At 41.9% G+C, this 12,559-nt stretch carries 14 protein-coding genes; 4 read left to right on the top strand and 10 right to left on the bottom strand.

Features of this window, described 5'->3' with window-relative positions; translation table 11 throughout:
• Positions 1–42: 42 nt before the first annotated feature.
• The 5 genes from P2W71_RS20135 to P2W71_RS20115 form a co-directional block, all read right to left on the bottom strand.
• On the bottom strand, positions 43–909 hold the full coding sequence (locus P2W71_RS20135; protein WP_276373124.1) for a sugar phosphate isomerase/epimerase: 867 nt from the start codon (positions 907–909) through the stop codon (positions 43–45).
• A gap of 52 nt (positions 910–961) precedes the next feature.
• Complete coding sequence (locus P2W71_RS20130) at positions 962–2,665, bottom strand: GMC family oxidoreductase (protein ID WP_276373123.1); 1,704 nt, start codon at positions 2,663–2,665, stop codon at positions 962–964.
• 4 nt (positions 2,666–2,669) lie between these two features.
• Positions 2,670–3,191 carry a gluconate 2-dehydrogenase subunit 3 family protein gene (locus tag P2W71_RS20125; protein ID WP_276373122.1) on the bottom strand — a complete coding sequence of 174 codons (522 nt, stop codon included), beginning with the start codon at positions 3,189–3,191 and terminating at the stop codon, positions 2,670–2,672.
• Between the two features lie 160 nt (positions 3,192–3,351).
• Positions 3,352–4,278: a sugar phosphate isomerase/epimerase family protein gene (locus tag P2W71_RS20120; protein ID WP_276373121.1), complete on the bottom strand. Its 927-nt coding sequence runs from the start codon at positions 4,276–4,278 to the stop codon at positions 3,352–3,354.
• Positions 4,279–4,418: 140 nt separating this feature from the next.
• Entirely contained in the window at positions 4,419–4,604 is a 186-nt protein-coding gene (locus P2W71_RS20115) for a hypothetical protein (protein ID WP_276373120.1), read from the bottom strand.
• Positions 4,605–4,893: 289 nt separating this feature from the next.
• Between P2W71_RS20115 and P2W71_RS20110 the strand changes: the two genes are divergently transcribed.
• From P2W71_RS20110 to P2W71_RS20095, 4 genes are all read left to right on the top strand, one after another.
• Positions 4,894–5,340 (top strand): hypothetical protein, encoded by a 447-nt coding sequence (locus tag P2W71_RS20110; RefSeq protein WP_276373119.1) that lies wholly within the window; start codon positions 4,894–4,896, stop codon positions 5,338–5,340.
• A gap of 75 nt (positions 5,341–5,415) precedes the next feature.
• Positions 5,416–6,108: an RluA family pseudouridine synthase gene (locus P2W71_RS20105; RefSeq protein ID WP_276373117.1), complete on the top strand. Its 693-nt coding sequence runs from the start codon at positions 5,416–5,418 to the stop codon at positions 6,106–6,108.
• Positions 6,105–6,431 (top strand): DUF6787 family protein, encoded by a 327-nt coding sequence (locus tag P2W71_RS20100; protein WP_276373115.1) that lies wholly within the window; start codon positions 6,105–6,107, stop codon positions 6,429–6,431. The genes P2W71_RS20105 and P2W71_RS20100 overlap by 4 nt, the downstream gene beginning before the upstream one ends.
• Before the next feature lie 4 nt (positions 6,432–6,435).
• Positions 6,436–6,996, top strand: coding sequence for a hypothetical protein (locus P2W71_RS20095; RefSeq protein WP_276373114.1), 561 nt, complete (start codon positions 6,436–6,438; stop codon positions 6,994–6,996).
• Between the two features lie 28 nt (positions 6,997–7,024).
• Here P2W71_RS20095 and atpC read toward each other — a convergent pair whose 3' ends face one another.
• The 5 genes from atpC to P2W71_RS20070 form a co-directional block, all read right to left on the bottom strand.
• The gene (gene atpC / locus P2W71_RS20090; RefSeq protein ID WP_276373113.1) at positions 7,025–7,270 is read right to left on the bottom strand and encodes an ATP synthase F1 subunit epsilon; all 246 of its coding nucleotides are present in this window, start codon (positions 7,268–7,270) and stop codon (positions 7,025–7,027) included.
• Positions 7,271–7,351: 81 nt separating this feature from the next.
• Positions 7,352–8,860: a F0F1 ATP synthase subunit beta gene (atpD, locus tag P2W71_RS20085; RefSeq protein WP_276373112.1), complete on the bottom strand. Its 1,509-nt coding sequence runs from the start codon at positions 8,858–8,860 to the stop codon at positions 7,352–7,354.
• Positions 8,861–8,973: 113 nt separating this feature from the next.
• Entirely contained in the window at positions 8,974–10,194 is a 1,221-nt protein-coding gene (locus P2W71_RS20080; protein ID WP_276373111.1) for a HAMP domain-containing sensor histidine kinase, read from the bottom strand.
• Positions 10,195–10,307: 113 nt separating this feature from the next.
• Complete coding sequence (locus tag P2W71_RS20075) at positions 10,308–11,615, bottom strand: ABC transporter permease (RefSeq protein WP_276373110.1); 1,308 nt, start codon at positions 11,613–11,615, stop codon at positions 10,308–10,310.
• The gene (locus tag P2W71_RS20070; RefSeq protein ID WP_276373109.1) at positions 11,608–12,522 is read right to left on the bottom strand and encodes an ATP-binding cassette domain-containing protein; all 915 of its coding nucleotides are present in this window, start codon (positions 12,520–12,522) and stop codon (positions 11,608–11,610) included. Before P2W71_RS20070 ends, P2W71_RS20075 begins: the two co-directional genes overlap by 8 nt.
• Positions 12,523–12,559: the final 37 nt, after the last annotated feature.

Raw genomic sequence — 12,559 nt, 5'->3', positions numbered from 1 at the left:
ACGCTGGCTTATTGTAGAGTACTTTGTAACCGTAGAAAAATCTTATTTCGTCAGGCTTTTAAGATAGGCAATACTTTGCGGTACGGATACTGTAACGTTGCTGCTTTCATCCTCGATAAAGTAGTGTTTAATACCCACTTTTTTTGCTGCTTTTAAGATGCCAGGAATATCAAGTTCGCCCGTGCCGAGCGGAACGTCATTCTCTGGTGAAGTAAGACCCGTTAGATCTTTCTTAGTTCCTTTCTTTAAATCTTTAAGATGCATGAGTTTCCAACGGTCACCATATTTCTTGAGAAGTTTAGCAGGATCGCCACCACCAAAGTAGATCCACATTACATCCATTTCAAAAGAAACATAATCTGGATTTGTATTGGTGATGATATAATCCAGCAATGTTCCTTTTTCATGTGGCCAGAATTCGTAACCATGAGCGTGGTAACAAAGTGTAATACCATTTTCTTTCAATACTTTTCCCGCGGCGTTAAAATCATCGACAGCTTTCTTGGCGTTGTCAAAATTAAAGCTTCCCGTTTTGTGTGGTATCCAGGCGCACATAACATACTTCGCTCCTAATATTTTTGCATGATCGGCGACGGCTTGCGGATCTTTTACCAGTGTTTCGTAACCAGTTCCCATGGATGGAATACTAAGACCGCGTTCATCGCATAATTTTTTGTATTCTGCGGGACTCATGTCACGGCCGCCGCCGCCTTCAATTTCCGTGAATCCCATATTCTTAATGGTGTCCAGCGTAGCAGCCACTCCGTTGGGGAAACTTCTACGGAAGGTATATGGGGCAATCCCTAGAGGCGCTGTATACAAAGGTTCTTTTTTCTTCTGAGCAACTGCACGTTCAGTCGTCACAGATAGTATACATAATATGAGTGCAAGCGTAAGATATTTTTTCATTTATAAAGTGTTGAAGTGTTGATGTTCGGAGTGTTGAAGATGAATAATGTTTTTAAATATTTCCTTTTTTTAATTCATCAACGGCGTAGTTAGCAGCGCGTGCTGTTAGTGCCATGAAAGTTAGTGTAGGATTTTGTGTTCCTGTCGAAGTCATGCAAGCACCATCGGTAACAAAAACATTTTTACAATGATGAAGTTGATTCCAATCGTTGAGCATTGAAGTTTTAGGATCGCGGCCCATACGAACGCCACCCATTTCGTGAATGTCGGAACCTGGAGGCGATTTGGTATCTACAGCGGTGATATTCACGAAACCAGCTTTCTCAAACATTTCTTTGGATTGTTCGACATAATCCGCAACCATTTTCTCATCATTCTCTGTCCAGTCGCAAGAGATGATGAGCTGCGGAATACCATACTTATCTTTTAAGTCAGTATGCAATCGAACATGATTTTGTTCAATGGGAACGACTTCACCCATCATCCAACTGCTGATGTGCCAATTTCCTAATACGGGATGTAAAATGTTCTCACGCAGTTGATCACCAATCATTGAGGTGTCTGTTTTATTTCCTCTTCCGCCACCAATACCGATCGCATATCCACGCAAAAAATCCATGTCTTGTTTTCTTACATTTCTGAACCGTGGAATATAACTGTGTGTAGGACTTCTACCGTCGGTTTTTTTATCTTTGAAACCTTCGTATTCAGCATTGGCCTTTCCTCGATAGTTATGCCAGGAGATGTATTTTCCTAAAACACCGCTATCATTGCCTAAACCATTTGGAAATCTGTTGGAGGTCGAATTTAGTAATATGGCGTTTGTATTTAAGGCCGATGCATTCACAAAAATGATGTCTGCGTAAAATTCCATCATTTCCTTTTTGTTGGCATCAATGACCCGTACACCTGTCGCCCGATTTTTCTTTTCGTCATAAATAACAGAATGAACAACTGCATGCGGGCGCATGGTAAGCTTTTTTGTCTTCATAGCCCACGGAATAGTGGAGGCGTTACTGCTGAAATATCCACCGTAAACACAGCCACGATTGCACATGGTTTGATTCTGGCATTTATGTCTTCCCTGCTCGATGTGAATGGGTTGGGGATCCGAAAGATGCGCGCAACGTGCTTGTATTACGTGACGATCACCAAAATTCTTTTGAACGCTTTCTTTAAAATAATGCTCAATGCAACTCACTTCGTAGGGCGGCATGCATTCACTGTCTGGTAATTCCGGCAATCCATCGCGGTTCCCTGCGATGCCTGCGAATTTTTCGACGTGGGCGTACCATGCCTCAAGGTCTTTATAACGGATAGGCCAGTCAACAGCGAAACCGTCTCGTGCCGGGCCTTCAAAATCAAAGTCGCTCCACCGTTGTGTCTGCCTTGCCCATAACAATGACTTGCCGCCAACGTGGTATCCACGAAACCAACGAAAGGGTTTCTCTTGAATAAAAGGTTGTTCATCGTCTTTGATCTGCCAATGCAAGGATTCTTCTCTCAGGAATCGGGCACTTCCATAACCAACGCGTTTTTCTATTGGAACGGTACCCCTATACTCAAATTGCCACGGCGCTTTACTTGCGGTAGGGTAGTCCTGAATGTGTTTTACATCACGGCCTCTTTCCAACACCAGGGTCTTCAATCCTTTATCGCACAGTTCTTTTGCAGCCCAGCCGCCGCTGGCACCTGAACCAATTACGATTGCATCATAGGTTCTTTTCTTGCGGGAATCCAGTAATAAATTTGCCATAACGTTAAGCGGTTGCGTCTACGCAACCGTGGAAGTGGCCTGGTAGAATTTTGTATTTCAAATATTGTAACATCACTTCTCTGGAAGTATTAAAACCTCTGATGGTCTCGGATTTTATCAATGTGAAAAAGTCTTTTTCATTTTGATTTTCGGATACAGCCAGTTTTTCGAGAAGTGTTTGACGTTGCATCTGATCGCAGGTGGTAAAAGATTTTCCGTAAGTACTTTTGGCGCCGTTATCCAGGGCCGCCAATTGTGTTTTTACGTTTTCCTGAACATTCGCCTCGTAGCAATTGGCAATCAGTTTTTGCAAAAACTTGTCGACGCCAACAGATAATGCGCCGATGGAATTCCCTGCAGGAATAATGGTATCTGCGACCGCTGTTAGCATTTCCTGACTTGCTACTGAAAACGAATATGGCAGTGTAGGCAGGTCGTTAACATGCCAGTTTTGCCCCCATGCGGGAAGTGTGATCAACCCTCCGGAGGCAATCAGTAAATTTTTTAATGTAGTTCGCCGGTTCATACTTAAATAATTAATGATTTATAGCCTATTTGAATCAATGTATCAAACTCACGTCAACCTTGAAAGGTAATTTTTAAGACCGGATAGCAGGCCGTATGCAAGGAATATTAAGGTAGTGAAATAAGGACAGACCTGAAAACTTATCGGATGAAAGGGCACCTCAGGAGAATTGAGAGACGGCGTCTTTAACCTTTTTATAAAGTGCAATAACTTTGGGTTTCGGATCGCCTGCTCCTAAGGTTTCAATGGGTATGTAACCGCGATAGCCAGAAGCGTGTATCGTTTGAATTATTTTAGGAATGTCTGCTTCCTTTTCAAGGCCATTGATAAACACATTTTCCTTGATCTGCCAGTTGACTGCATATTTTGCTGATTTAGCAATCTCGGCATATGGATCATGTACCCGGTAACTTCCTGTATCCAGAATAAGTCCAAACCATTCCGAATTTATTTTCTCAATAAATTCAATGGCATGATCGGCAGTCATAATAAAATCGTTGTGGTTTTGAATGGCGACGATCACACCTTTTTGTTTGCCATAAGCCAAACATTCTTTTATATCAGCCAACATCCACGCCGTTATCTGTTCGCGGGAATACTCCTTTGGATTTTGTGTACCTGCAAAAATCCGAATCACGGGTGCTCCTAATTTTGAAGCAGCATCAATCCAATTTTTTACGAGCGTAACATGTTCACTCCTCTTGTTTTTATTCGGATCTGTAAAATCATTACGAACACCGGTACCTGTGATATCAAGCCCCAGACGAAATGCTTTTCTTTTCACGTGATACAAATATTCGTCGGGCGGAACGTTCGGATACCCCGGGAAATAATACCCCGTGATATCAACGCCATCAAACCCGATTTCAGCACAGGTTTCCAGCAGTTGATCCAGCGTCATTTTCTTTTCCATAAGAGGACCGTTAAATGAAAAAGCATTGAGGCTCAATTTCAACTTTCCCTTTCCGGAATTTACATTTCTATCTTGTGAAAAACTGGTTGTGTTGATGGTAACCCCGGCGGTAGTCAAAATAGGGACTGCAAGAAAAGATTGGATAAACGTTCTGCGCTTAAAAGGGTTGCTCATAGAAATGAAGGTAGCGCAATGGGTTCTAACTTCATAAAAAGTTTTATGAAGTTAAGCGAAGGCCGGTGAGATGGTAAAAAGCAGTTGGTGTACGGTCAAAGCCAATTAACCAGCTCAGTAAATAAAAAGGCAGAGTGGTTCTATGCGACTTTGCTGCGGTGGTACTCTTCAACTTGTTGTCTTAACCGGCCCCATTCTTTAACGGCTACCATCAGATGCCGCGTTGAAATTTCATATTTTTCGCGCCAGTATTTCGCATCTGCGGATTCTGTAGTAACGTCGGGATTGGTTGTAGAATTTGTGATTTCTTGATTTATGTTTTTCATAAGGGGCTTACTGTTGAAACCCTTAATTACAAGAATTACTCCATTTTCGAAGACATTTGAATCTATCCGGTTATTCGGTAGAATACATCTTTAAACCTTCAAAAACCGGTCGTTTTTGGCGGTTTCAACGTACAAATGTAACTAGAATGAATCAAGGATTCCCAAAATGAATCGTTTTTCACAAACTATTTTCCCAAATCAAAAAACTAGGTAACGTTAACCACTCAGCTTTACTGAACTATGTGTTAATTTGTAGACTTATCATATTAACTTATTGAACTCCGAGGCTATGAAAACAATTGTATTGATCGATACCAATAAGGATGATCTTCAATTTATCAAAGAAGCCGTGGCTTCGATAGATTCCGAGATCCAGTGTTTAAGCTTTGTATTTCAAGAAGAAGCGGTGGAAGCGTTGATCAGTGGAGTCGTGCAAAAACCAAGCATCATCTTCATGAATCTGAACATGCGTGGAAAAAAAGGAGTTCAATGCCTCTCGGAACTGAGAAGCGACGGAGGGTTTGAAGATGTTCCTGTTGCCCTATATGCTCCGAAAATTACTTCGGACGTGATTGGTTCGTTGAGGGACTTAGGTGCAACGATGACCTTTGAACGACCAGATACATTGCGGGGGTGGAAGACGTTGGTCCACGAAGTGTTAATATCCATTCCGGGTAATTCCTTTAGCACAGAGACGCTCTTTGTTAATCCTACGCGATTTGTGTCTTCATTTTAACATTTAAAATCCTTTTAATCTGCTTAGTAATGGCCCAATGCTTATGTGCCATGATCATCTATATTATTTCTAAACTTGGAGAATACGGCTTTCACTGTACTTTATGAAGACAATCATTTGTTGATTGTTAATAAATCTCCAGGCATCCTTAGTCAGGGTGATGTCTCGGGTGATGCGTCTTTGGTCGACCTTTGTAAAGACTACATCAAAGAGAAATTTGCAAAACCCGGTGCGGTTTTTTTAGGTTTGGTGCATCGGCTCGACCGTCCTGTAAGCGGTGTGGTTGCTTTGGCCAGAACTACGAAAGCCTTGCAGAGAATGAATGAGTTATTTCGAAACAAGGAAACCGAAAAAGTATATTGGGCTATCGTAAAAAATAAGCCGCCATTCCCGGAGGGTACACTGAGGCACTGGCTGTTAAAAGATGAAAAGAAGAATAAAACCACAGCGTTTAAGAACGAAAGTCCTGGGTCACAATATGCAGAATTGGATTATCGCGTTTTAACTTCAGTGGCCGGACTTTGGCTTTTGGAAGTACATCCGTTGACTGGCAGGCCGCATCAAATACGGGTACAACTGTCAAGTATGGGCTGTCCGATAAAAGGAGACCTTAAATACGGAGATACAGATCCCAATGAAGATGGAAGTATTTGCTTGCATGCTAAGCAGTTATCTTTTCAGCATCCGGTGAAAAAGATCCCTGTGGTCGTTAAAGCGCCGTTGCCACGCATGGGTTTATGGAAATATTTTTTGAAATTGGATCTTTGATAAACATACGTCGCGTGACATGGCTTGAAAGACTTAAGGAACGATGGAATCTGGGTAGTCCATTGCAGGTGATCATTGTTTTGATTGTATTTGCATGTACAGGTTTTACAGTGTTGTTTATAAAAAAGCCGCTGCTTCAATTTCTGGCGGGTGAACGAGGCGACACAGTGGTAGCATCGATATTGTATTATATTTTAATATTGCCGCTGTATAATGTTTTATTATTGGGTTATGGATTCTTGTTCGGCCAATTCACTTTCTTTTGGGCGTTCGAGAAGAGACTTTTTAAAAGATTATCCTCGTTCAGGAAAACTAAAAAGTAAGATTATGAAATTTTACCAAGTACTTATTGTTGCGGCAGTCTTTTTAACGTCTTGTTCGTCGCCGAAATACGCGTATCATTTTGATCATTATGACTATCAAAGTGGAAAAAAAATGAACGAAGAGACACGGAGTGTAGCGGCCGAGCATAGCCCATTAGTGGTTGATCAACACACAATTGTAGCAAATTCGGCCAGTCAGCCCGTTGTGAGTGAAATAAAGAATCTTTCTTCCGCCCCCGAAAAAGCAACGTTGTCGCCAGATGCGCAAAACATCGCTGAAAAATTTAAGGAGATGTCGAAAGACGAACGTAAAACCTTTCGGAAAGCCTTGAAAAAACAAGTCTTAAGCTATGCAAAAAAGGCACGCAAGAATGAGGGTACGGAATCTGTTAACGCGATTAAAGAATTTGATACATTATCAGGGCTTGCCATTGTATTTGGCGTAGGCGGAATTGTGATGATTATGCTCGCCGGCGTTAGTAATATATTCTGGGTGCTCGGTGCAATCTCGCTGGTAATCGGCGCCTTCTTCTTCGTTAAATGGGTAGCAAACGGAAACGGATAAGGAGACTCAAGAGTATGAGTCTTGAAAACTAGGCTGCTACACCCGTTGCTAAAACAATTACTTTATTTTTGAGCACCTCAACGAGGCCACCGAGGATGTTGATCTTTTTAGCGCCATCCTTTCCTTTGTATTCAACAGTACCTTGCTGGAGCAAACTGATTAACGGAGCATGATTATCCATCACCTGAAAGGAACCATTAGCACCAGGGAAAGTCACAATGGTCACGTCGCCTTCAAAAATCTTTTTCTCCGGTGTAAGTATTTCTAATTGCATAGTAATTGTAAGATTGGAAATTCTAAGATTGGAAAATTGAAAGATTAGAAGCGAACTTCCAATCTTTCAATGTCAATGTCATTATCCTTTAGCTTCAGCTAAGATCTTCTCACCTTTTTCAACTGCTTGTTCGATACTTCCAACCAGGTTGAATGCCATTTCAGGGAGGTGATCGTATTCTCCATCCATAATTGCATTGAACCCTTTGATGGTGTCTTTGATGTCTACGAGAACACCTTTCAAACCGGTAAAGGCTTCGGCCACGTGGAATGGTTGAGACAGGAAGCGTTGTACGCGGCGTGCTCTAACCACAATCAACTTATCTTCATCGGACAACTCATCCATACCGAGGATGGCGATGATATCCTGCAGCTCTTTATAACGTTGTAAAATATTCTTAACACGCTGTGCACATTTATAGTGTTCCTCTCCAACAATTTCAGGGCGTAAAATCCGTGATGTGGAATCCAACGGATCCACTGCCGGATAAATACCGAGCTCAGAAATCTTACGAGATAATACGGTAGTCGCATCCAAGTGAGCAAACGTTGTTGCAGGGGCAGGGTCAGTCAAGTCATCGGCAGGCACGTAAACGGCCTGTACGGAAGTGATGGAACCATTTTTGGTAGAAGTAATGCGTTCCTGCATAGCACCCATCTCTGTCGCCAGCGTAGGCTGATATCCTACGGCGGAAGGCATACGTCCTAAAAGGGCCGATACTTCAGAACCAGCCTGTGTGAAACGGAAGATGTTATCAACGAAAAAGAGAATGTCTCTTCCTTTTCCTTGTCCATCACCATCACGGAAATATTCGGCAACAGTCAAACCGGAAAGCGCCACGCGTGCACGTGCTCCAGGAGGTTCATTCATTTGACCAAATACGAATGTTGCTTTTGAATCTTTAAGTTTTTCCTGATCCACTTTTGAAAGATCCCATCCACCAGCGTGGAGTGATTTCATGAACTCTGCGCCATAGTCTACGATTCCGGCCTCAATCATTTCCCGCAACAAGTCATTTCCTTCACGTGTTCTTTCACCCACACCAGCAAACACTGAAAGCCCGGCATAAGCTTTTGCGATATTGTTAATCAATTCCTGGATCAATACAGTTTTTCCCACACCAGCACCGCCGAACAATCCGATTTTACCACCTTTTGAATAAGGTTCGATCAAGTCGATTACTTTAATTCCTGTGTAAAGAACCTCTGTTGAAGTAGACAAATCCTCGAAAGGAGGGGCTTGCCGGTGAATTGGCAATTTTGAAAGACCCAGCGGCTGTTTAATACCATCGATTGCTTCACCAACCACATTAAACAAACGACCCTTGATGTCGTCGCCAATTGGCATTTTAATGGGAGAACCGGTATCCAACACCTTCATACCACGAACAAGGCCGTCGGTTCCTTCCATAGAAATGGTTCGGACACGATCTTCTCCAAGATGTTGTTGGCATTCCAGCACTACTTTGGTACCGTCGCCTTTAGTAACTTCCAAAGAATCAAGGATATTAGGGAGTGTAGCACCGTCGCTATCGAACGCAACGTCTACCACCGGACCAATGACTTGGGTAATCTTACCAATATTTGCCATTCTGTATGTTTATTTGAAATTAAGGTCAGAAAATTCGAGCGCAAAAGTATGTGTTTCTGGACTAAGACCCAAAGCGTAAAAGGAAAAAGGTTGGGATGGAAATGGTGTTTTTGTTAAACAACATTTAAAACGATTCGGAAAGTCGTTCCCTGGCTTTCTTCTGAAGATTTGACAAAAATTTTTCCATTATGGTATGCTTCAATAATTCTTTTGGCCAACGTAAGTCCCAAGCCCCATCCCCGCTTTTTGGTAGTAAAACCCGGCCTGAACACATGGTCGATTTTGGATCGTGGAATACCCTTACCGGTATCAGAAACGTCGATGAAAACCTTACCCTCGTTTCCACGCAGTATTTTGATGGCGATGGTACCCGTATTTCCCATGGCATCAACAGCGTTTTTGCACAAATTTTCTATGACCCATTCAAACAATGGAGCATGAACGTTGGCAAAAATGTTTTCTGATAACGTGAATACCTCCATTCGGATTTTCGAAGAAACCCTCGGACGCAAATAATTTACTACGTTATTGATCAGCGCCACCACGTTTTCTTTTTTGAGTGAGGGAACCGAGCCGATGCTTGAAAAGCGCTCGGTGACCATTCTGAGTTTTTGAATGTCTTTTTCAAGCTCATCTATTACACCTTTGTGTTTAACCTCCGGATCTTCACGGAGTACTTCAACCCATGCCATTAGGGACGACAATGGTGTACCCAATTGATGCGCAGTTTCCTTTGCTAAGCCCACCCAAACCTGATTCTGTTCTGCGGCTTTTGAATAATTAAAAGCCAGGTAAGCAATGAAACCGAAAATCGCTATGACGGAAAGCTGAATGTACGGGTAGGCAATGAGTTGTTTTAGGAGAAAAGAATTTTTATAATAAATATATTGTGTGCCGAAGACTTCCCCGGTTTGTGGGTCGCGAAGGGTTACCTGGATGGGCTCGTAAGTTCCGCGCATCATCTCCATTTCGGCCGTCAGAAAACTAGTCTTTTTTTCTTCAGGCCAGTTTTCGTCCATGTCAAGATTTCGAAAGGACAATACTTTCGTACTGTCGCCTACCTGTATAATGGGTATTGAATTATTTTGGAAAAGAATCTCTTGCGCTATGAAGTTTACGTCACCATAGGTGTTTTCATCGTTAGCGGTGTATTCAATGGCTTTTGCATAGAGTTGTACTTGTTGTCGTTCGCGTTCTTTCAATTGATCCACCAAAATATTGGTGTAATAAATAGAGCTGATACTGATAAGGACAGAGACCACCAGTACAACCCATTTAAGTGTTGAATTATTTCGATAGAAATCCGGCGAAGGCGTAGGAACTTTCTTGCTCATTGGATTTGAAAGATACTTAAAAACAAGATGAGCTTAGAACTGAACGTGGAAATTCGTGTAGTGTGTTTGATGCAATTCTGACCTGGCAGTGATCACTTGTGTGGTGTCGTTGACTACCCCTTCATCATAAACCACTTTGCCATCACCTTGTAATTTATTTTTGTACCATGCATTAAAATTCCGACACGGTATATTCTCGCAGCCACCCAGGTTGTAAAGATAAAACCACCGATAAGGCATAGCATGGATAAAATCAATTGCCATACCGGTACTCCAAATCCAATTCTTCCCATCATGGCAATGGGTGAAGTAAAGGGAATTATGGATAACCAAACGCTGATGGGCCCGTGTGGATCATCAAGGATAAAAGTAAATAGTCCGAAATAAGAAATCAGCATGGGTATGGTAATGGGAAACATAAATTGTTGCGCTTCTGCAGGACTGTCAACGGCAGAACCCACGGCGGCGAAAAGTGCGCCGTACAATAAATATCCTCCCAGAAAATAAAACAGGAAATTAAAAATCAGATAGCCAAAAGGAATTGCTCCAATCATGTTCAGTAACTCCATTGTATCAGGATTTTGCATCTGAGCTTCGGGATACTGTTGGCTCATTTCATTCATCATTTGTTGTTGCGGCATGTCCAATCCAAAATACCCTAAGACAACTGATGATAGTGTTGTGATTAATATGATCCAGATTAAAAACTGAAGTAATCCCACCGAAGCAAGGCCCATAATTTTACCCATCATTAGTTGAAAGGGTTTTACAGACGAAACAATAACTTCCACAACCTTACTTGTTTTTTCTTCAATAACACCTTGCATGATTTGGGCGCCGTAAATGAAAATAAAGATGTACATCATAATGCCACACGCCATACCGATGCCAAATAAAACTTTGGAATCGGAAGTTTGCTCATCTCCTTCTTCTGAAATGTTTATGGTTTGAATGGCGATATCAGTTTTTATGCTGTCCAGCACTTCCTGTTTGATGTTGAACTTTGTCATTTTTAATTCACGAACTCTGTTCTCAAGGATGCCTTCCAGATCCCCAATTTCGTTGGGACTGGGATTCACCTTTGTGTAAAGTGTTATACCTCTTGGGTGGGCAAGGTCAAAATCCGGAATGTACAGCAAGCCGTAGCTTTGATCTTTTTGAAATGTCTTTTTAGCCTCTTCGAGCGATCCGTCGAATTTTCTAAAAATGTATTTGGCCGTATCGGGAACAAACTTCTTGCTCTCGTCTAGATAATGTACAACATCTTTTGTTGCATTCTTTTTTTGCTCGATAGCAACGTACACCAGGATGGCCATGAGTGCAGGAAAAATGAGCGGCAGAAGAATGGTAGCAATAAGAAAAGATTTTTTTTGAACACGGTTCAAAAATTCCCTTTGAATGATAAGCCAAATTTTATTCACGGCTTCCTCCTTTCACCAGCGTTATAAAAATTTCACTCATGCTTGGAATTTTTTCAATGAAACTATGGACTTCAGTGACTTCGGTGAGCGCGCGAATGAGTTGATTAGGGTTATCGTTGTTTTTCATTCGTATCACCGACTGATAAAATGAGTCTTCAAGGTTTTTCTGCGACAGCAGTTCGTAGTTGGAAGAAGAACTGTGAATTTCGCCTTTATGTTCAACGGTATAGGTATTGGTTCTGTACGTTTCTTTAATTTGTTTTTTAGAGCCCTCCAGGATTTTTTTAGATTTATCGATCAATGCAATGTGGTCACACAAATCCTCCACCGTTTCCATGCGGTGGGTAGAGAAAATAATTGTACAGCCCTTTTGTTTCAGTTCTAGAATCTCCTGCGTGATAAGCTGTGCATTGACGGGATCGAATCCTGAAAAAGGTTCATCTAAAATAATGAGTCTGGGTTCATGCATCACCGTGCTGATGAACTGTACTTTCTGAGCCATGCCTTTGCTCAAGTCTTCAACTTTTTTATTCCACCAGTCTGTAATTTCAAACTTTCGCATCCAGGCTTTGCTTTTTTCGGTTGCATCATGCTTGCTCAGTCCTTTTAGCCGTGCGAGATATATGAGCTGATCTCCAACCTTCAACTTTTTGTAGAGGCCGCGTTCCTCAGGCAAATAGCCAATAGTTCCGATGTGTTTTTCCTGAAGTTTTTCGCCGAAAATAATGATGTCACCATCATCGGCGTTGATGATTTGGTTGATTATTCTAATGAACGTAGTCTTACCAGCGCCGTTCGGCCCCAGTAAACCAAAGATGGTGTGTTCGGGAATACTTAAGCTGACATGGTCGAGCGCCACATGATTTGTATAACGTTTGGTAACATTGTTGGCAACTAAAGCTTCCACAAAATTTGGTTTGGTAATAACGAATTAGTGGCAAAAG

Source organism: Chryseolinea sp. H1M3-3 (assembly GCF_029360725.1).
Taxonomy (GTDB): domain Bacteria; phylum Bacteroidota; class Bacteroidia; order Cytophagales; family Cyclobacteriaceae; genus Chryseolinea.
The sequence above is the reverse complement of the archived record's forward strand: the minus strand, read 5'-3'. Positions and strand labels throughout refer to the sequence as shown.

Bases quoted from the DNA above. Each gene is read 5' to 3' on its own strand.
- P2W71_RS20135 (WP_276373124.1), bottom strand. From the start codon at position 909: ATGAAAAAATATCTTACGCTTGCACTCATATTATGTATACTATCTGTG.
- P2W71_RS20130 (WP_276373123.1), bottom strand. From the start codon at position 2,665: ATGGCAAATTTATTACTGGATTCCCGCAAGAAAAGAACCTATGATGCA.
- P2W71_RS20125 (WP_276373122.1), bottom strand. From the start codon at position 3,191: ATGAACCGGCGAACTACATTAAAAAATTTACTGATTGCCTCCGGAGGG.
- P2W71_RS20120 (WP_276373121.1), bottom strand. From the start codon at position 4,278: ATGAGCAACCCTTTTAAGCGCAGAACGTTTATCCAATCTTTTCTTGCA.
- P2W71_RS20115 (WP_276373120.1), bottom strand. From the start codon at position 4,604: ATGAAAAACATAAATCAAGAAATCACAAATTCTACAACCAATCCCGAC.
- P2W71_RS20110 (WP_276373119.1), top strand. From the start codon at position 4,894: ATGAAAACAATTGTATTGATCGATACCAATAAGGATGATCTTCAATTT.
- P2W71_RS20095 (WP_276373114.1), top strand. From the start codon at position 6,436: ATGAAATTTTACCAAGTACTTATTGTTGCGGCAGTCTTTTTAACGTCT.
- atpC (WP_276373113.1), bottom strand. From the start codon at position 7,270: ATGCAATTAGAAATACTTACACCGGAGAAAAAGATTTTTGAAGGCGAC.
- atpD (WP_276373112.1), bottom strand. From the start codon at position 8,860: ATGGCAAATATTGGTAAGATTACCCAAGTCATTGGTCCGGTGGTAGAC.
- P2W71_RS20080 (WP_276373111.1), bottom strand. From the start codon at position 10,194: ATGAGCAAGAAAGTTCCTACGCCTTCGCCGGATTTCTATCGAAATAAT.